We start from the raw sequence: 19,252 nt of genomic DNA, 5'->3' as shown, positions 1-19,252 counted from the left end.
ACGCGTTTATGCGAACCATGTGGCTCTGATTGTGTCGTCAAACCGACGCCATGTACTGCGGAACCGCCTGGCCGCAGCGGTTGTGCCGCTCACTAAGACTTCCGCTATTGCTATGCCCTGCTATGACGGAAGTACAGGTAAACCAGTCCAATCGGTGCAATGAAGATTGCGAAAGCCCAGCAAATCAGCATCGTGGTGAACTTGGCAAACAGCATCACGATCGCGTTCACGAAGAAGATGTTGCTACCGAGGATGAAACCCATCACGCCTTCGTACACGAACCGGGCGTATGGATAGAGGAACGTGTTGACAATAAAGAATAGAACGACTGGGAAGGGAGCCGGTTTTCCAGCGTGGCTTACAAAGAAAAAGAAGAACGCGGGAAAGATCAACCCGAACAGGAAGTGGCGGAAGTAGTAAGGACGAGATAGCCCACCGAAAGTCTTGGCGAAGATAGATTGCATTTTCTGTGTGGTTGGTCGGGTACAAATGCGGATTCAAGTTGGTCGCAGGGGCATGGCTCAGATCGCGGTCAAACGCAATCGCGAGCGTGCCTGGATGTCAATGAAACGACATTAATCGACCGTGCTGCACCCTTCTCTAGTTGGGGGCGCCACTTACGCGAAATCAGGCCACTGCAATAGCGCGTGCAAGCTGCACGCTGGGCAGCAGTTGCAGTAGACGGTCTCAGGCGCTGAGGGGGGGCATCACCTTTGCACAGTACCGAAATTTCGTGCCTCTAATATCAGATATAAAAGCCATGATGGCTGGGTCTTCCTCTCTTTGTTATCGCGTCGGTAATCGCTGCCTTTGCCAAGGTTTCCATACTAAGGTGGGGTGCACATTGGCATTTTTCGGCTTACATTTTTGAGCGTGACACTGACCGCGTGGTCACTTCCAGTCCCATCATGCCTCTGAGAAATCAATTGAACGCAGATAAGCTAGTTGATGAGTACCCAGATCCCTATCCTGAGCTGCCAGTCGAGCGTGGCCCGCATGGGCGTGGGGTTGGTAGGTGGGTTCCGGATGAGAAGCACCTCTACCTCAAACAGTATCTTCATGCCACGCGTAAGGCCCAGGCGAAGTTCAAGCAGCGGGTACTGATTGATCCATTCTGCGGTCCTGGTCGCATTCAAGTTGTTGGCGAATCCTTTACCCGTAGTGGCGGCTCGGTAGTGGCGTACCGTCAATCCGCCGCCTCTGGCGCGCCCTTCACACGTGTCCTGATCGGCGACATCGAAGCGGAGCGAGTGCGAGCAAATCAGTTGCGCCTTGGTGCCGCCGGCGCCGCTGTACAGGGCTTCGTTGGGGCTGCGACTGACACAGTCGATGCCATGATCAAGGCAGTTCCGTTCGGAGCGCTTGCTTTGGCCTACATCGACCCTTACAACCTGGAGCACTTGTCGTTCTCAATCATCGAGCGCCTATCCAAACTGCAGCACGTGGATTTCGCCATCCACTTCAGTCTGATGGATCTAACGCGCAATATTGATATGGAGCTGGATCCCCAGCGGGATCGGTTCGACCATGCTCTGCCTGGCTGGAGGTCCAGGGTGCCTACCGATGGGTTGTCCAAGGCCAGCTTGCCGGGGTGGTTCTTTAACGCATGGTGTGACGCGGTGCGGGGCCTGGGTTTCAAGGTCAGTGTTCAGATGCCGAAGATTACCGATGGTAACGGGCGGATCATCTATCGAATGGTGTTCCTGTCCCGGCACGAGTTGCCAGACCGCATTTGGGATGACATTGTTCGCAGTCCTAACCTGAACCTGTTCGATTCCTGATCGGGTGTCTATATCTGCTTCGTTGATCTGACGGGCGCGGCTACCGCCGCGTCCGATTATTTTTCTTGATTAGTGGACGATTGTCCACCAAAATAACGAAATGGCTCGAACCAACAATGACCAGGCGCATTTGCGCCGACTTCGCGACACCTATGCGCAGATGGGGTGCGTGCCCTCGTACAGCCAGATCGCCAAAGCGCTTGGTTTCAAGGCGAAGAATGCAGCTTTCAAACTGACGCAGCGGCTGATTGCCTCCGGCCATCTGACGAAGTCTGTGGGCGGGCGCTTGGCACCAGGTCCCGCCTTTTTCACGCTGGAGTTGAGCGACGATGAAGTGCGAGCAGGCTTTGGCGCGGATGGCGACGCTACGGGCCTTGTGCAAGCGCAGGCTCTCGATCAACTGTTGATGGCGAAACCTTCGAAGACGGTGCTGGTGAAGGTGCGCGGCGATTCAATGCTGAACGTAGGGATCCTGAGTGGCGACGTGGCCGTGGTTGAGACGAGTTCGCAGGCTTTGACTGGCGACATCGTGGTGGCCGAAATCGACGGTAGCCAGACCATCAAGGAATTCAGGAATGATCGGGGCCAGCCGCGCCTTGTGTCGCACGGGATGGACGGCAAGACGGTGACTCCCGAGAAGACCCTGAACATCATCGGTGTCGTCAGGGGGATTGTCCGAAGTTATAGGCCGCAGTTGGCCGGTGGGGCTAAGATAAAAAAACAGGGAATATCTCGATGACAACCATCAGCAAGATTGAGTGGACTGAGCAAACCTGGAACCCGACAGTCGGGTGCACCAAGATCTCGCCCGGGTGCAAGCATTGCTATGCGGAGGCCATGGCCAAGCGTCTGAAAGCAATGGGGACGCCTGGCTATGAGAACGGCTTTGCGCTCACTCTTTTGCCTGAGCGCTTCAACGACCCGATCAAACGCAAGAAGCCGACAGTTTATTTTGTAAACTCCATGTCGGATCTGTTCCACGAGCGGGTGCCGGACGCGTATATCGACAAAGTATTCGAAGTTATTGCACAAACACCGCACCATACATATCAAATACTTACCAAACGAGCCGCTCGGATGGCGCGCTATTTCCGGAAGCGTTCAGTGCCGACGAATGCGTGGCTTGGAGTCTCTGTCGAGGACCGGAAGTACGGCGTTCCCCGTATCGACTACCTACGCCAAGTGCCCGCGACCATCCGGTTCCTATCAGTTGAACCGCTACTGGCCGATGTTGGTGAGCTCAACTTGACGGACATTCATTGGGTGATTGTGGGTGGTGAGTCTGGCCCGAAGGCGCGCCCAATGAAGATGGAATGGGCAGAGGCCGTTCGGGCACAATGCCAGGAGCAGGGAGTCGCCTTTTTCTTCAAGCAGTGGGGCGGATGGGGCGCAGACGGAAAAAAACGGGCGAAGGCGGCCAACGGCCGCGAATTAAATGGCCGGACCTGGGACGAAATGCCCGTCACCGTCATCGAGCGCATGGCATCTTCCTGAGAGGCATTGATGCGCACTTGATTTTGCGAGGTCGCGGGCGCACATTGATAGGCAGGGGTCACAAGAGCGCTGCCACTCAATGCCACACTACACATGGGTCTGGGGAAGTCCGCCGCCGCTGCTTAAGCGACACAGCGAGGTCAAGCATGCGCTCCTGCGCAACTACTTGATCGACTATTTCCTTACGCTGGTGCCGCTGCCGCACCAGGACAAGATCCAACTGACCATCGTTGATGGCTTCTGTGGTGGTGGGCTCTATCTCAACGAGGATGGCCAGGAAGTTCCGGGTTCACCTCTTGTCATTCTTGAGGCCATACGCGAGGCCGAAACGCTCCTGAATGTTCGGCAGGAGCGTCGCAAGCCGATCCTGATCGACGTCGAACTCATCTGCGTTGACGCCAAGATGCGGTCGTTGGACTATCTTAGGCGTTTGCTGGAAGAGCGCGGGTACGGAGCCGCACTCGCCAACGGTAAGGTGCGCTTGGTCAAAGGCGAATTTGTCGATCATTGCGGCGCGGCCATTCAACGGTGCCATGATCGAAGCCGCCGTTCAGGGCGAGCGTTGTTTGTTCTTGATCAGTACGGCTATTCCGACGTGCCGATGCACTGTTTGCGCGATATTTTTGCCAAGCTCAAGCACGCCGAGGTGATCCTCACCTTTTATGTTGATGCGCTGATCAAGTACTTGAATGAGCGCAACCTAGCGGCCTTCCAAAAGGCCACAGGCGTCAGTACATCGGTGCGGGCGTCCGAGCTCGATGAGATCAAGCAGTCGCCACGCTGGCGCGTACATCTCCAGTCCTCGCTCTACCAGAATCTCACCGATCAATGCTCGGCCCAGTTTTACACGCCGTTCTTTATTCGCCCTGAGCGCGGGCACGGAGATTTCTGGTTGCTGCATCTCTCGCAGCATTGGAAAGCTCGGGATGTGATGGCCTCCACGCACTGGCAGCACAACAACCATTTCTCTCACTATGGGGACGCCGGCTTCCACATGTTCAGCACGGGCTACATCAGCAAGATCGACGATGAGCACAAGCTGCAGGCAGGATTTGATTTCAGCGAAGTGGCGGCAGCAGTGAGCAAAGAAACCATGCTCGAACAGATCCCCGAGATGTTGTTCGATGGCGCTGAGGGGATGACCTTCGAGCAGTTCTTCCTGAAGCTGATCAACACAACGCCTGCTACTCGCGAAATGGTGGAGGCCAGTCTGCTAGAGCTTCACCAAGGCGGTGAGATCGTCGTGGTCGATGAATCCGGCGCCCCCTCCAGGGCGCGCGTCAGCCTGAAGAGCGATCATGTTCTGCGCTTGCCGTCGCAGCGCTCCTTCTTGTTTTCTTGAGGGCGTCAAGGCTTGCTGGACGACACAGAAATGCTTTAGACCTGCAAGATCAGCCTCAGATCGAATGCGCCGTTTTCTGTGCTCCGCCCCTTGGGCGCATAGCCTCGCGGATTGCAGATGACCCGACATGCTCCGGCGCTGTAGTCAGAGCTCCCGTGCATATGGCCATGAATCCACAGATCGGCGAGTTTGATTACATCATCCATGTGGCTCGCATACGCCGGCGTGAGCGGGTCATCTTGAAATCTCGGGGACACACTGCGCGCAGATGGAGCATGATGAGTGACGACTACTCGTCTGCATTGTGACGGGGTCATCAACTCTGTGGTCAGCCACTCGCGTGCGGCGTGGTGCATTTGAGCTGTGTCCTGTGGCTGCAGCTTTCTGAACACTCCGCGCGATTCGAAGCGAATGGCTCCGGTGAAGTCGGTCATGCCCCGAGCAGCGTAGCTCTCGGCAGCACGCACTTTTTCTTCTGCACCACCGTACAGCGCGAAGTCTGTCCAGAGTGTGGCGCCCAAGAATTCCACGTCCCCGATCGTGATCTTGTCCGTGTCGAGAAGGTGGACGTTCGGCGTCGCGGCGCACGCCGCACGCAGATCTCGAAGCACTCGACTGTGCTCACCTTTGTAGAATTCGTGGTTGCCGGGTACGTAGATAACCGGTAGGCCGCGGCTCTGGGTTTCAATCCAAGGCATTCCGCGCTTGCCCAGATGAATGTCGCCGGCAAGCACGACCACATCTACGTCGGTCGTGTCGATGTCGAGGGTGGAGAATTCGAGATGAAGGTCACTTAGAACGAGGAGATTCATGCTGTCCAGCAACGTCTGGGCTTCCTTCTTGGGCGCTGTCGCCTGGGCCAGCGTCAATTTTCGATTGCTGGCTTGGTTGGCGCTGGATGTAAGCCGGTGCGATGCCTCGCTTTTCGAGGCGACGCACTGCCTTGGCAACTGCTGCGTTCGCGCGTTCCAGGAATGTGCCGCTGGTCATGAATCGGCCGAGTTTGTCTGCCGGCATGGCTTGCTCCATTTGTCGTGCCCCAAGAGTACTCCCTCCACGCTTTCGCGGCCGAGCGTGCCGTTCAACGAGGTGACCCTGCTCGGGCTGCCTTCCAGCAGCGCAAGTCGTTGGACATCAGCGGATTCAATGCCGCCACGCCCTAGGCTCGCTCGCCCGTTTGGCCGTACGCTGCGAAGCCGATCGCCAGCCGCGCAGCGCGCCGCGGCACCTTGAGCACGGCGACGGCCTTTCCGGAGGCCATTGCTGTCGCAAACGCGTCCTGCACCAGGCGATGCGTTGCGCGCAGATCGACATCACTTCTCTCTGACAAGGCTTCTGCCGCACTGGCGTCCAGTTCAATGCGTTTGCCGGTAGCCCGCTGCAGCCGACGAACTTCCGCCAAGATGAGCTGCAGCCGTTGCTCGGGCTCGGGTGCCGGGATGTCGAATACCTCTACGCGACTCAGTAGAGGCGCAGGCACAGCGTCGGGATCGTTCGCTGTCAGGACATAGATGATTCGGCTGGCGTCAAATGTCATGCGGAAAAACGCGTCTTGGAACGCGCTCGCTGTTCCCGACTCAAGTAGATCCAGCAGTACTGGCGTAACCGGGTAGCGGCCATCGCTGCCAATTTTGTCCACTTCGTCCAGCATAAGGACAGGTGTCGCCGACTTACCGCCGGCAAGCATCTCAACAATCATCCCTGGCCGAGCATGGTGCCAGGCGCTATCGCTGCCCGTCAGTTGGAAGCTTGCTTGGGCACTTCCAGCAGACCACTTTCGCATCGGCACATTCAAAATCTCCGCCAACTTCAGCGCGAAGTGTGTTTTGCCGACGCCAGGTTGCCCTGTCAGCAGGATCGGCCGAACGCGAAAGTCCTTCGCCCGCATAGCGCTCATAAGCGTGAGGTCAATTCTCAACTTTTGAATTGGCTCGCGCAGGTTGCCAAACAACGTCAGCGCTGTTTCGAGCTTCTTCAATGCCGAGCGGGCACGCGGTAACGCTCTATAGCCGTCATTGGTCCGGGCTTGCTCCAATAACAACTGTGCGTACCGCTGTTGGTTGCGGTCGACACCTTGCAAGTTCTCGCTGGCCAGCGCTAGCGCTGCGGGCCCAAACACTTGAATATGCTTGAGCCTTGCTCGACGAGTCGCCGGTGCTTGCGCTGCCGACGCAACTGAGGATGGTTCCTCAACAGTGAATCCGGGGATCTCCTCTTTGGGTTCCTTGTCTTGCCGGGCGGCGGCTAGAGCTGAACGCATGTCCGAGGGGATGAGCAACCGCCATGTTGCGGCGCTGCGTAGTGCTGCGAGATCGCCTAAGGGCAAAAACCCGGGCGGATGCTCTGAGGGGTGCTCGGGAGCGGACATGATGTTTCTCCATACGCGAACTGGCTGCGTGAAGCCGCAGTTGTCGAACCGGGTAGTGCCGGGACCGAAAAGGGCTGGGGATCAGCCGACTATTCGCGTACGGGTTCGTTCGAGAGGAACGAACGCGAGGCTGCCCGAACCGACCGCATGGGTCGATTGGTGACGCTGAATGTCTGCGGCAGCCATGGAGATTTGGGAGGTGTGATGGGTTCGTATTGCTACGTTGTTCGACCATACAACACCGGCTCGGTTAGGGCTATCCGGTGAAGTAACGAGGCGTGGCGAAAGTGATGGCTAAGCGGCTTCGGCGTGCACGTGTGCCGTATGGAGAATTGTGCGACGCATTATTTGTGGGTCTGGAATGAACGCGAGGAATGGCCTTACTAAGGGGATTTCATGGGAAACACGCAATCTCCAGCTTCGATATTTTGCAGGCTACTTCGCTATTTTGAAATTTCCTTCGCTACGTCGACACGTCACCTCATGACGGCTATAGCGCACGCCTAATTGATAGATAAAAACAATCAAATATACGTTTCGATAGTATTTGAATAGACTGTCTTCCATGTTGAGCGCATCGCTCATTCCCTAAATCACCGTGGAGCCCGACATGTCCCTGCCGCTTGCCTCGAACACCGTTACGACCGTGCTGGCATGGCTCGCTAGCTATGGTGAATCGCACTGACCTGACGGATGCATGAAGTTGCCTGCGCGTGTGGTGTAGGCGCCAGGAACGCGCAGGGTCGCAAGGAGAAAAGGCATGGCAATGGTGCGGATGTTTGTTTCGGAATGGCAGGGGTTTGCGGGCACAGTGCGCGCCTCGCAGGTCGAGGTGCTGACGCTGTCGGGCATGCCGGGCAGTGCGGCCGGCGGCCACGGCACGCGCGCCACAGAATCCGCCCGCCTGCAACGCAAGTGGGTGCGCAAGCAGGTCGGTCTAACCATCGTGGCTGCCGGCGCTATGATCGTGTTCCTGCACGGTATGGTGCAGCTCATGGTCTGATGACCGGCCTGATGCTCGGTTGCCATCCGCTTTGCGTTTCGTCACAGGACGATGCGACGATCGGAACTTGCTGCGCGAGGGGCAACCGAAAGAAGGCTGGAAGCACGCGCGGCCCGACGCTGAATCCAGCGGACGGCATCGCGTTTTTGCACACCACTTCATAGGGGAATCCAGATGGCAAAGAAGAACAGCGGCGCGACTGCCGCAGCCCAGATCAACATCGGCATTGCTGACAAGGATCGCAAGAAGATCGCCGACGGCCTGTCGCGCCTGCTGGCCGATACCTACTCGCTCTACCTGAAGACGCATTACTTCCACTGGAACGTCACCGGCCCGATGTTCAACACGCTGCACCTGATGTTCGAGACGCAGTACAACGAACTGTGGAATGCCGTCGACCCGGTGGCCGAGCGCATCCGCGCGCTGGGTTATCCCGCGCCGGGCTCGTATTCGGAGTTCGCCAAGCTGTCGTCGATTCCGGAATCGAAGGGCATTCCCGAGGCGATGGACATGGTGCGCGAGCTGGTGGCGGGCCACGAAGCCGTGACGCGTACCGCGCGCAGCCTGTTCCCCGACGTCGACAAGGCCGCCGACGAACCGACCGCCGATCTGCTGACGCAACGCATGGACATTCACGAAAAGACCGCGTGGATGCTGCGCTCGCTCCTGGCTTAAGGCTGGCCTGAAGGCCGTTCGCCACGTTTGCGACAGGCGTTTCGGCAGCAGCGAATTGCGCCCCTCCCGCGAGCCCGTTGCGTTGCGGTTGGGGCGGCATCACCCCCCATGACCTAACCGAGAGAATCATGACGACTGAAGCCAAATGCCCGTTTTCCGGCCATTCTCCCGCTGCTTCCCACGCCTTCGGTGGCGGTACGGCCAACAAGGACTGGTGGCCCAATCAGCTGCGCGTCGATCTGCTGAACCAGCATTCCGAGAAGTCTGATCCGCTCGGGTCGAACTTCAACTACCGCAAGTCGTTCAATGCGATCGACTACGACGCGCTCAAGGCCGATCTGCGCCGCCTCATGACCGATTCGCAAGACTGGTGGCCGGCAGACTTTGGCCACTATGGCCCGCAGTTCATCCGCATGGCCTGGCATGCCGCCGGCACGTACCGCACGGGCGATGGCCGTGGCGGCGCAGGGCGCGGCCAGCAACGTTTTGCACCCCTCAACTCCTGGCCCGACAACGTCAACATCGACAAGTCGCGCCGCCTGCTGTGGCCGATCAAGCAGAAGTACGGCCAGGCCATCTCGTGGGCCGACCTGCTGATCCTGACCGGCAACGTTGCGCTTGAAACCATGGGCTTCCGCACGTTCGGCTTTGCCGCCGGCCGTGAAGACACGTGGGAACCGGACAACGATGTGTATTGGGGCAACGAGACCAAGTGGTTGGAAGCCACGCGCTATTCGGGCGAGCGCAACCTCGCGAACCCGCTCGCCGCCGTGCAGATGGGCTTGATCTACGTGAACCCGGAAGGCCCGGAGCACGCCCATGGTGATCCGCTCGCGGCCGCCAAGGACATCCGCGAGACCTTCGCCCGCATGGCGATGGACGACGAAGAAACCGTTGCGCTGATCGCCGGCGGTCACACCTTCGGCAAGACCCACGGCGCGGGCCCAGCAAGCCACGTTGGCGCCGATGTCGAGGCCGCGCCGCTGGAAGCCCAAGGCCTGGGCTGGGCCAGCACCTTTGGCACCGGCAAGGGCGCGGATGCGATCACCAGCGGGCTCGAAGTCACCTGGACGCAAACACCCGCGCAATGGAGCAACTTCTTCTTCGAGAACCTGTTCAAGTACGAATGGGTGCAGGAAAAGAGCCCCGCCGGCGCGCTGCAATGGGTGGCCAAAGACGCCGAGGCGATCATTCCGGGCCCGACGCCCGATTCGCCCAAGCGCCGCCCGACGATGCTGACGACCGACTTGTCGCTGCGTTTTGATCCGGCATACGAAAAGATCTCGCGCCGCTTCCTGGACAACCCGCAGGCGTTTGCTGAAGCCTTTGCCCGCGCTTGGTTCAAGCTCACGCACCGTGACCTCGGCCCGAAGTCGCGTTACCTCGGCCCCGAAGTGCCGCGTGAAGACCTGATCTGGCAAGACCCGCTGCCGACGGCGACGCACAAGCCGACCGAGGCCGATATCGCCGATCTCAAAGCAAAGATTGCCGCTTCTGGTCTGTCGGCATCCGAACTGGTTGCCGTGGCGTGGGCGTCTGCCTCGACCTTCCGCGGGTCGGACAAGCGTGGCGGCGCCAACGGCGCGCGCATTCGGCTGGCGCCGCAGAAAGATTGGGCGGTCAACCAGCCGGTGGCCGGCACGCTGGCCAAGCTGGAGGAAATTCAACGCGCCTCCGGCAAGGCTTCGCTGGCGGATGTGATCGTGCTGGCAGGCAGCGTTGGTATCGAGCTGGCCGCCAAGGCCGCCGGCACGACGATCACCGTGCCGTTCACGCCGGGCCGCGTGGATGCGACGGCCGAGCAGACCGATGCCACGTCCTTCTCGGTGCTCGAACCCGTGGCCGACGGTTTCCGCAATTACCAGAAGACGCAGTTTGCGGTGCCGGGCGAAGTGCTGCTGCTCGACAGGGCTCAACTCCTGACGCTGACGGCACCGGAGTTGACCGTGCTGATCGGTGGCCTGCGCGCCATCAACATCAACGCGGATGGCAGCCAGCATGGCGTCTTTACCAGCACGCCCGGCGCGCTGACGAACGACTTCTTCGTCAACCTGCTCGACATGAACACCGAATGGAAGCCTGCCGGCGACATCTACGAGGGCTATGACCGCAAGACGGGCGAGCGCAAGTGGACCGGCACGCGCGTCGATCTGGTGTTCGGTTCGAACTCGATCCTGCGTGCGCTGGCCGAGGTGTTCGGCAGCGCCGACGGTAAGGAGCGGTTCATCAGCGAGTTCGTGGCCGCGTGGGTCAAGGTGATGAATCTCGACCGGTTCGATCTGGCCGCCGCCTAAGCTGCTTTCGGCGGGACTAAAATGGCGCCTTGCCTCGTGCAGGCGCCATTTTTCTTTGGTGATTTCCATGCAATCGTCCGCTGCCCAACCCAGCCGCCTCATGCTCTATGCGCGCCTGATGCGCATGGACAAACCGATCGGCACGCTGCTGCTGCTGTGGCCGACGCTGTGGGCGCTATGGATGGCCGCCGATGGCCATCCGCCGGTGTCGCTGGTGGTGATCTTCACGGTCGGCACGTTCCTGATGCGCTCGGCCGGTTGCGCGGTCAACGACTGGGCGGATCGTGACTTTGACAAGCACGTCAAACGCACCAAGGAGCGGCCGATCACCGCGGGCCTGATTGCCCCCTGGGAGGCGCTGGCGGTAGCCGCGGTGCTCTCGCTCATCGCCTTCACGTTGATCCTGCCACTCAATGCGCTGACCAAGTGGATGTCGGTGGCCGCCATCGTGATTGCCGGCACGTATCCGTTCTTCAAGCGGTTCTTCGCGATTCCGCAGGCGTACCTCGGCATTGCGTTCGGGTTTGGGATTCCGATGGCGTACGCGGCGGTGCAGGATCAGGTGCCGGTGCTGGCGTGGCTGATGCTTGCCGGCAATGTCTTCTGGGCCGTCGCCTACGACACGGCGTACGCGATGGTCGACCGCGATGACGATTTGCTCATCGGCATCAAAACCTCAGCCATTACTTTTGGACGTTTTGACGTGGCGGCGATCATGCTGTGCTACGCGGGGTTCTTCGGGATCATGGCCTGGGCTGGCCATGTGATGGCACTCAGCGTGGCGTACTGGATTGGGTTTGCCGCTGCCGTGGCGTTGTCGCTTTGGTATTTCCCGATGCTACAGACGCGTGATCGGATGAAGTGCTTTTTTGTTTTCCGGCATAACAATTGGCTGGGGGCCTGTTTGTTTGCCGGGGTGGCGGGGGCGTATTTGCTGCGCTAGGTGTTGGTGGTGCGTCCCCGATTTCATCCCCTGCCGGGGACGATACCGGGGATGGACCAGTACCCTCAATCCCGCCCAAACTCCTCCCCCATCTCCTTGCCGCGAGCCGCCGCAGCATGCATGGCCCGCACAAAGGCTGCCTTGATATCGGCGCCTTCCATTGAAGTGAGCGCCGCATACGTCGTCCCGCCCTTGGACGTCACACGCTCGCGCAGCACCTCCACCGGCTCGGACGATTGGCCTGCCAGCGTGGCCGCGCCAATAAACGTCTCCACCGCCAACGTGCGCCCATCCTCAGCCGACAGCCCAAGCTCCTGCGCCGCCTGCTGCATGGCCTCGATGAAATAGAACACGTATGCGGGGCCGCTGCCCGAGATGGCAGTCACCGCATCAATCTGCGCTTCGGCTGGCACCCAAACGCTCTTGCCCACGGCATTGGCGATGGCGCTGGCGGTTGCGCGGTCGGCGTCGGACAAGCCAGCGTTGGCGGCCAAGCCGGTCATACCCAGCCCCGAGAGCGCCGGCGTATTCGGCATTGCCCGCACCACACGTGCATGGCCATTCAGCCAGCGCGACAGATCCTGGATGCGGATGCCCGCCGCCACCGACAGCACCAGGCTGTCGCCCAGATGCGGCGCGAGTTGCGCACAGACCTCGCGCATCTGCTGCGGTTTGACTGCCAGGACGATCACGTCGCGGTCGGCCAGTTCTGCGCCGGGGGCGGCAGCGGTGCGAGCGGCCCAGGTGTGTTCGGCGCGGCTGCGGGCCGGTTCGGTCGGGTCCACCACCACGATGTTGGCGCCGTGTGCGCCTTTGGCGATCAGGCCGCCGATGAGGGCCGCCGCCATGTTGCCGCCGCCGATGAAGCCGAGTTTCAGAGTGTCGAGCATGAGTGTGGTGGTGTGAAAAAAAACAGGAATTCAGGCGTTTGCATAATGCCGCGCGCCGAAGATGGCGCTGCCGACGCGCACAATCGTGGCGCCTTCGGCAATCGCATCTTCCAGGTCGGCGGACATGCCCATCGACAGCGTATCGAGCGGGATGCCGGTCTCGCGCAGCCGATCCGCCAGGGCTCGCAGATCAGCAAAGGGCTTGCGCTGCGCGGCGGGGTCATCGCTCGGCTCGGGCACGGCCATCAGACCGCGCAATTGCAGACGTGGCAGCGCCGAGACGGCTCGTGCCACGGCAAGCACTTCATCGAAATCGGGCAGCAGGCCATGCTTGCTGGCCTGGCGGCTGATGTTGATCTCAAGACAGACCTGCAGCGGCGGTAACGTGTTGGGGCGCTGGGCCGACAGGCGCTCGGCGATCTTGAGGCGGTCGATGCTGTGCACCCAGTCGAACTGCTCGGCCACGGCGCGTGTCTTGTTGCTCTGCAGGGGGCCGATGAAGTGCCAGCGGATCGGGTCGGCGCCCGTGCGCAGGTCGGCCAGCGCGTCGATCTTGGCGATGCCTTCCTGCACATAGTTTTCGCCAAAGAGGCGTTGCCCGGCGGCATGTGCGGCACGTACGGCATCGGCGTCGAACGTCTTGGATACAGCCAACAATGTGACACCTGCAGCATCGCGCGAAGCCAGTGTGCAGGCCGTTGTGATCCGTTGACGCACGGCTTGCAAGTTGGCGGCGATTACAGACATAATCCGGCGACGTTTGTTACAAATAAACAAGGTTCCGGCACGTCGAAAGAACGGCTCGGAGCGCGTCTGGAGGCGCCATTGCGACGCCCGGGCGACATAAAAAAGTCGGGGGTCATTATAAAATGGACATCGCGCAGCTTCTGGCGTTTTCCGCCAAGAACAAGGCGTCGGACTTGCACCTGTCGGCCGGACTGCCGCCGATGATCCGGATCCACGGCGACATGCGCCGGATCAACGTGCCCCCGCTCACGCACCAGGACGTGCACTCCATGGTGTACGACATCATGAGCGACGGGCAGCGCAAGGTCTACGAAGAAAACCTGGAAGTCGACTTCTCGTTTGAGATCCCGGGGCTCTCGCGTTTCCGGGTCAACGCGTTCAACCAGAATCGCGGCGCTTCGGCCGTGTTCCGGACGATTCCGTCGAAGGTGCTCTCGCTGGACGACCTGAAAGCGCCCGCCGTGTTTGCCGACCTGGCGATGAAGCCGCGCGGCCTGGTGCTTGTCACGGGCCCGACCGGTTCGGGCAAGTCGACGACGCTTGCCGCGATGGTCAACCACCGCAACGAAAACGACATGGGCCACATCCTCACGGTGGAGGACCCGATCGAATTCGTGCACGAATCGAAGAAGAGCCTGATCAACCAGCGTGAACTAGGGCCCCATACCCATTCGTTCGCCAACGCGCTGAAGTCGGCGCTGCGTGAAGACCCGGATGTGGTGCTGGTCGGCGAATTGCGTGACCTTGAAACCATTCGCCTCGCGCTTACCGCCGCAGAAACCGGCCACTTGGTGTTCGGCACGCTGCACACCAGCTCGGCAGCCAAGACCATCGACCGGGTCGTCGACGTGTTTCCGTCGGACGAAAAAGAGATGGTCCGGACCATGCTTTCCGAATCGCTGGAGGCGGTGATCTCGCAGACGCTGCTCAAGACGCGCGATGGTTCGGGCCGGATCGCGGCGCACGAAATCATGATTGCCACGCCGGCCATTCGTCACTTGATCCGCGAGAACAAGATCTCGCAGATGTACTCGATGATGCAGACCAGCAGCGGCATGGGCATGCAGACGCTCGACCAGTGCCTGTCGGAGCTGATCAAGCGCTCGGCGATCAACTACGCAGACGCGCGCGCCATTGCCAAGAACCCAGACGCGTTCGTGAGCTGATGCGCGAACGGATGCGCTGACTGACACGTCAGCGCGCTTTCCAATTCTTTCCAGGAGGGGCACGCCATGCTGGACCGCGAAGCCGCCACCAAATACATCCACGAACTCTTGCAGTTGATGGTGAACAGCCGTGGCTCGGACTTGTTCATCACGGCAGAATTTCCGCCCGCGATCAAGGTGGACGGCAAGGTCACGCCGATCTCGCAGCAGCCGCTGAATGCCCAGCAGGCCGTCGGTCTGGTCAAGGCGATCATGAACGAGAAGCAGCTGCGCGAGTACGAAGACAGCTCGGAATGCAACTTCGCCATCACGGCGCCGGGCGCCGGGCGATTCCGCGTGTCGGCGTTCATGCAGCAAGGTCGCGCCGGCATGGTGCTGCGGACCATCAACACGAAGATCCCGACGCTGGGCGAGTTGGACCTGCCGCCGATCCTCAATGAGATCGTGATGAGCAAGCGCGGCCTCGTGATCGTCGTGGGCGCCACGGGCTCGGGCAAGTCGACCTCGCTGGCCGCGATGGTGGGTTATCGCAATGCGAATTCGTACGGCCACATCATCACCATTGAAGACCCGGTGGAATACGTTCACGCGCACCAGAACTGCGTGGTGACGCAGCGCGAGGTGGGTGTGGATACCGAGTCGTGGCACGTGGCGCTGAAGAACACGCTGCGGCAGGCGCCGGACGTGATCCTGATCGGCGAAATCCGGGATCGCGACACGATGGAATACGCCATCCAGTACGCGGAAACCGGCCACCTGTGCCTTGCCACGCTGCACGCCAACAGCTCGAACCAGGCGATCGACCGGATCATCAACTTCTTCCCGGAAGAGAAGCGTCAGCAGCTGCTGATCGACCTGTCGCTGAACCTGCGCGCGATGATTGCGCAACGCCTGCTGCCGCGTCAGGGCAAGAAGGGGCGCGTACCGGCCGTCGAGATCATGCTGGCGACCCCGCTGGTGCAAGACCTCATCTTCAAGGGCGAGGTGCACGAGCTGAAGGAGGTCATGAAGAAATCCCGCGAGCAAGGGATGATCTCGTTCGACCAGGCGCTGTTCGATTTGTACGAAGAAAACAAGATCACGTACGAAGACGCGCTGCGTAATGCCGACTCTCTCAACGATCTGCGGCTGCAGATCAAACTGCACAGCAAGCGGGGCGGGCAGACGGACCTGTCTGCCGGCACCGAGCATTTGAATGTCGTCTGATGTGGTCCAGGCGCTACACCATTTGAGGTAATTTGCGGCGCACAACGTTTGCGCTTCGCCCTGTACCCACCCGTCGTCATTAACTTTTCTTAATATTTGCTGAGAATTGCCGTATAAGCGGTGGGTGGGCTTGCCAGGTCATCGGCGGGCGCGCATCAAAACGATAAAAGCAACAGCAAATCCGGGTGGGTGAAAACGTGGCAAGCAAGCCGAGGTGTCAGCGCGCGCGGGCGGCGCGGGGCTTTACGCTGATTGAGCTCATGATCACAGTGGCCATTGTCGGCATCCTGGCGATCATTGCGTATCCCAGCTACGTCCAGTACATCGTCCGCTCCAATCGGGCAGCGGCGGAATCCTTCATGCAGGAAGTGGCGGCCGCGCAGGAGCGCTTCCTGCTCGACAATCGCGCCTATGCGCCTGACCTGACAACGCTGCAATACGCCAGCAACGTCCCGGCGAACGTTTCACCCAACTACACCTTCACGCTGAGCGCCAGCAGCGTGCCGCCGTCTTACCAACTGGCGGCGACTCCGCAGGGCTCGCAGCAGGCGAACGACGCCGCCTGCGGCACACTCACGCTGACCAACACCGGTGCCAAGGTGGCGTCCACAGGCGCCTCCAACTGCTGGAAGTGAGGCGAGCCATGACTACTCTGCGCAAGCCCACTCAAGGTTTCACGCTCACCGAGCTGATGGTCACGCTGGCCGTGCTCGCCATCCTCGTGACGATTGCGGTGCCGTCGTTCTCCGGCATGATCGCGACCCAGGCAACACGCAATGCATCGTTCGACCTGTCGTCCGCCGTGTCGTTGGCGCGTGCGGAAGCGGTCAAGCAGAACGCCATCGCCACCGTTTCGACCACGAGCACTTGGGCGAGCGGCTGGACACTGAAGGTAGGCCCGTCCGCCACGGTGATCCGCACGTTCGGGCCGTACAGCGGCGTCACCATTGCGGCGAGCAACGGCAACACGCTGTCGTTCGGCAACGATGGTCGCCCCACTGCAGGCGGTGTCACGTTCCAGGTTACGCCGACGAGTTCGTCGCAATCGGTCTCGCCTAGCTGCGTGCAAGTGGGCGGCAGCGGCCGCATCGCCGTGGTTTCGGGGACGTGCTCATGAGCGCCATTGCACGGTTGTCACATCGCCGGTTGGGCAAGCGCGGGCAGCGCGGCACGACCCTGATCGAGATCCTGATTTCGGTGGTGATCCTGCTGGTGGCGCTGTTGGGCGCGGCCGGAATGATGGTCCGCTCGAACCAGTCCGAGATGGAGTCCTACCAGCGCGTGCAGGCCCTGACGCTGCTGCAGGACATGGCGGCGCGGCTCAATGCCAACCGCCAGGTGGCCGCCTGCTACGCTGTGGCCGGCGCGATGACCACTGCCGGCACGGGTGGCATCTCGGCGCCCAGCTGCACGACGGGCTCGGCCGCACAGCAAGCCACTGTCACATCCGATCTCACAGCTTGGAACAATGCGCTGCTGGGCAATACCGAGACCGCTGCAAGCGGCACCGTTGCCCTGGGCGCCATGATTGGCGCGCGCGGCTGCATCGAAGCCATCGACACCGTCAACCAGGTCTATCGCGTGACGGTCGCGTGGCAAGGCCTGGTCAAGACCGTGGTGCCGTCACTGCCATGCGGCAGCGGCAATTTCGGTAGCGATGGCTACCGCCGCGCCATCAGCGTGCAGGTGCGCATGGGGGTGCTGTCATGATGGGCAATCGCACGCTGCGGCGTCTGCAGCGCGGGATGTCGCTGATCGAATTGATGGTCGGCATGACGCTGGGGCTGCTGCTGCTGACCGCGCTGGCGAGCTTGTATGCCTCGACCTCGCAATCGCGCGTGCAGCTGGGCAACAGCGCCACGCAGATCGAGAATGGGCGCTATGCGCTCGACATCATCAGCCAGGAAGTTGGGCTCGGCGGCTTCCTCGGTGATCTGAATCTGCTGGGTACCTCCGCCGTTGCCACGCCCGATGTCTGCGCCGCTGCCATCAATGCGCTCGGCTTCAGCAATAGCCCGGCAACGGTGCCCGTGGCCATCTACGGTTACGTGCCCGGTGCGAATGCGGCGCCATGCTTGCCCAACCTGTCGCCCAACTCGGAAATCCTGGTGGTGCGTCGCGTGTCGAGCACCATTACTTCTGCGAGCGCCGTAGCGGCAGGGCAGGCTTATCTGCAGGATTCGTTCTGCGGCACCGACACGGCGCCTTTTGTATTCAGCGCCACCGCAACGGACTTCACGCTCAAGGAAAAGACCTGCAGCAAGCCCGCAGACCTTCGCCAGGTCAGTGTGCGTGCGTTCTACCTGGCCACGTGTGACCGCTGTGGCACGGGCGGCGACAGCATTCCCACGCTCAAGATGGTTGAGTTTTCCAGCGGCGCAATGCAGCCCCCAAACTCGGTCGCCCAGGGCATCGACGACGTGCATTTCGCCTATGGCGTGGATATGGACGGCAACGGTTCGCCCGATTGCTACGTTGCCAATCCCGGCATCGACAACAGCACTGCATGCAACAACGTGGGGGGCTACAACTGGCTCGCGTCTGCCGCGACCAACTGGAGCAACGTGACGGCCGTGCGCATCAACGTGCTTGCGCGCACGCTGGGCGTGTCACCGGGCTGGACGGATACGCGGTCCTACGATCTGGGCCGCGGTACGCTCACCCCACCTTTCAAAGATGGCTACAAACGGCACGTCTACGCGCAACTCGCGCGCGTCGCCAATGTGGCCGGCCCACGGGAGTAGCCATGCGGCGCTTATCGGTTCGCCAATCGGCACGTCAGTCGGGCGTGACCCTCGTTGTCACGCTGATCTTCCTGGCGATTTTCATGGGCATTGTCGTGATGATGATGAACTCGGGCGTGATCAACACCAAGATCGCCGCCAACCAGCAATATGGTCTGGAGGCCCGCAGCGCGGCGCAGCAGGGCATTGAGCAGGTCATCAGCGCGGATTTCACCTCCAACCCGGTCGCCACCAACGTGCCGGTGGACGTCAACGGCGATGGCAAGGCGGACTACACCGCGCAGGTTGCTGCGCCTGCTTGTGTTGCCACCAAGCCCATTGCAAATACGCAGCTGACTACAAATACGACGAGCCCGAACTTTGCCGCTGACTCGTCCTGCTTCAGCGGCGTAAACAACAACTCGGACACGGGCATCCTCACCGCCGCCGGTACGCCAGGCGGGATGTCGAATTGCAGTGCGACGCAGTGGGATGTTGCCGCCACCGTCAACGATGCCAACGGTACGGCCGTGAACACGACGCTGCATCAGGGCGTTGCGGTTCGCGTGCTGACCGGCGCGGCATGTCCGTAAGCCCACGCGCAAAGCCAGGAAGAACCC

20 protein-coding genes are annotated in these 19,252 nt (G+C 60.7%); 15 read left to right on the top strand and 5 right to left on the bottom strand.

Features of this window, described 5'->3' with window-relative positions:
* Positions 1–110: 110 nt before the first annotated feature.
* Positions 111–464: a hypothetical protein gene (locus tag CFE42_RS05125; protein ID WP_004637049.1), complete on the bottom strand. Its 354-nt coding sequence runs from the start codon at positions 462–464 to the stop codon at positions 111–113.
* Positions 465–926: 462 nt separating this feature from the next.
* Between CFE42_RS05125 and tcmP the strand changes: the two genes are divergently transcribed.
* The 4 genes from tcmP (at position 927) to CFE42_RS05105 (ending at position 4,617) form a co-directional block, all read left to right on the top strand.
* Positions 927–1,781 carry a three-Cys-motif partner protein TcmP gene (gene tcmP, locus CFE42_RS05120; RefSeq protein ID WP_037045066.1) on the top strand — a complete coding sequence of 285 codons (855 nt, stop codon included), beginning with the start codon at positions 927–929 and terminating at the stop codon, positions 1,779–1,781.
* A gap of 100 nt (positions 1,782–1,881) precedes the next feature.
* The gene (locus CFE42_RS05115) at positions 1,882–2,520 is read left to right on the top strand and encodes a S24 family peptidase (protein WP_004637051.1); all 639 of its coding nucleotides are present in this window, start codon (positions 1,882–1,884) and stop codon (positions 2,518–2,520) included.
* Positions 2,517–3,275: a phage Gp37/Gp68 family protein gene (locus CFE42_RS05110; RefSeq protein WP_004637052.1), complete on the top strand. Its 759-nt coding sequence runs from the start codon at positions 2,517–2,519 to the stop codon at positions 3,273–3,275. The genes CFE42_RS05115 and CFE42_RS05110 overlap by 4 nt, the downstream gene beginning before the upstream one ends.
* Before the next feature lie 79 nt (positions 3,276–3,354).
* The gene (locus CFE42_RS05105; RefSeq protein WP_004637053.1) at positions 3,355–4,617 is read left to right on the top strand and encodes a three-Cys-motif partner protein TcmP; all 1,263 of its coding nucleotides are present in this window, start codon (positions 3,355–3,357) and stop codon (positions 4,615–4,617) included.
* 35 nt (positions 4,618–4,652) lie between these two features.
* Here CFE42_RS05105 and CFE42_RS05100 read toward each other — a convergent pair whose 3' ends face one another.
* Both CFE42_RS05100 and CFE42_RS05095 read right to left on the bottom strand, forming a co-directional pair.
* Positions 4,653–5,486, bottom strand: a complete 834-nt coding sequence (locus CFE42_RS05100; protein WP_004637054.1) for a metallophosphoesterase — start codon at positions 5,484–5,486, stop codon at positions 4,653–4,655.
* Positions 5,487–5,776: 290 nt separating this feature from the next.
* Complete coding sequence (locus tag CFE42_RS05095; RefSeq protein ID WP_004637055.1) at positions 5,777–6,985, bottom strand: AAA family ATPase; 1,209 nt, start codon at positions 6,983–6,985, stop codon at positions 5,777–5,779.
* 760 nt (positions 6,986–7,745) lie between these two features.
* Here CFE42_RS05095 and CFE42_RS05090 point away from each other — a divergent pair.
* The 4 genes from CFE42_RS05090 to ubiA all read left to right on the top strand — a co-directional run bounded on the left by CFE42_RS05090 (position 7,746) and on the right by ubiA (position 11,900).
* On the top strand, positions 7,746–7,988 hold the full coding sequence (locus CFE42_RS05090) for a hypothetical protein (protein ID WP_004631590.1): 243 nt from the start codon (positions 7,746–7,748) through the stop codon (positions 7,986–7,988).
* Positions 7,989–8,162: 174 nt separating this feature from the next.
* Positions 8,163–8,663, top strand: a complete 501-nt coding sequence (locus tag CFE42_RS05085) for a Dps family protein (RefSeq protein ID WP_004631595.1) — start codon at positions 8,163–8,165, stop codon at positions 8,661–8,663.
* 128 nt (positions 8,664–8,791) lie between these two features.
* The gene (katG, locus tag CFE42_RS05080) at positions 8,792–10,957 is read left to right on the top strand and encodes a catalase/peroxidase HPI (RefSeq protein ID WP_004631596.1); all 2,166 of its coding nucleotides are present in this window, start codon (positions 8,792–8,794) and stop codon (positions 10,955–10,957) included.
* A 67-nt stretch (positions 10,958–11,024) separates the two neighbouring features.
* On the top strand, positions 11,025–11,900 hold the full coding sequence (ubiA, locus tag CFE42_RS05075) for a 4-hydroxybenzoate octaprenyltransferase (protein ID WP_004631597.1): 876 nt from the start codon (positions 11,025–11,027) through the stop codon (positions 11,898–11,900).
* A 65-nt stretch (positions 11,901–11,965) separates the two neighbouring features.
* On the opposite strand, the gene proC is transcribed toward ubiA, so the two are convergent.
* Positions 11,966–12,790, bottom strand: a complete 825-nt coding sequence (gene proC, locus CFE42_RS05070) for a pyrroline-5-carboxylate reductase (protein ID WP_004631598.1) — start codon at positions 12,788–12,790, stop codon at positions 11,966–11,968.
* Between the two features lie 30 nt (positions 12,791–12,820).
* Positions 12,821–13,537: a YggS family pyridoxal phosphate-dependent enzyme gene (locus tag CFE42_RS05065; protein WP_004631599.1), complete on the bottom strand. Its 717-nt coding sequence runs from the start codon at positions 13,535–13,537 to the stop codon at positions 12,821–12,823.
* 122 nt (positions 13,538–13,659) lie between these two features.
* Here CFE42_RS05065 and CFE42_RS05060 point away from each other — a divergent pair, with 122 nt between their 5' ends.
* The 7 genes from CFE42_RS05060 to CFE42_RS05030 all read left to right on the top strand — a co-directional run bounded on the left by CFE42_RS05060 (position 13,660) and on the right by CFE42_RS05030 (position 19,225).
* Positions 13,660–14,703, top strand: coding sequence for a type IV pilus twitching motility protein PilT (locus tag CFE42_RS05060; protein ID WP_004631600.1), 1,044 nt, complete (start codon positions 13,660–13,662; stop codon positions 14,701–14,703).
* 66 nt (positions 14,704–14,769) lie between these two features.
* Positions 14,770–15,909 (top strand): PilT/PilU family type 4a pilus ATPase, encoded by a 1,140-nt coding sequence (locus tag CFE42_RS05055; RefSeq protein WP_004631601.1) that lies wholly within the window; start codon positions 14,770–14,772, stop codon positions 15,907–15,909.
* A gap of 197 nt (positions 15,910–16,106) precedes the next feature.
* A complete protein-coding gene (locus CFE42_RS05050; protein WP_004631602.1) occupies positions 16,107–16,544 on the top strand; it encodes a type IV pilin protein in 438 nt (145 codons plus the stop codon).
* 8 nt (positions 16,545–16,552) lie between these two features.
* A complete protein-coding gene (locus CFE42_RS05045; RefSeq protein ID WP_004631605.1) occupies positions 16,553–17,026 on the top strand; it encodes a GspH/FimT family pseudopilin in 474 nt (157 codons plus the stop codon).
* Entirely contained in the window at positions 17,023–17,619 is a 597-nt protein-coding gene (pilV, locus tag CFE42_RS05040; protein ID WP_004631607.1) for a type IV pilus modification protein PilV, read from the top strand. Before CFE42_RS05045 ends, pilV begins: the two co-directional genes overlap by 4 nt.
* Positions 17,616–18,653, top strand: a complete 1,038-nt coding sequence (locus CFE42_RS05035; protein WP_004631609.1) for a PilW family protein — start codon at positions 17,616–17,618, stop codon at positions 18,651–18,653. The genes pilV and CFE42_RS05035 overlap by 4 nt, the downstream gene beginning before the upstream one ends.
* A gap of 2 nt (positions 18,654–18,655) precedes the next feature.
* Positions 18,656–19,225: a pilus assembly PilX N-terminal domain-containing protein gene (locus CFE42_RS05030; RefSeq protein ID WP_004631610.1), complete on the top strand. Its 570-nt coding sequence runs from the start codon at positions 18,656–18,658 to the stop codon at positions 19,223–19,225.
* Positions 19,226–19,252 lie beyond the last annotated feature (27 nt).

Origin of the sequence: Ralstonia sp. PBBBR1 (genome assembly GCF_002256165.1) — a bacterium.
GTDB lineage: Bacteria > Pseudomonadota > Gammaproteobacteria > Burkholderiales > Burkholderiaceae > Ralstonia > Ralstonia thomasii.
The sequence above is the reverse complement of the archived record's forward strand: the minus strand, read 5'-3'. Positions and strand labels throughout refer to the sequence as shown.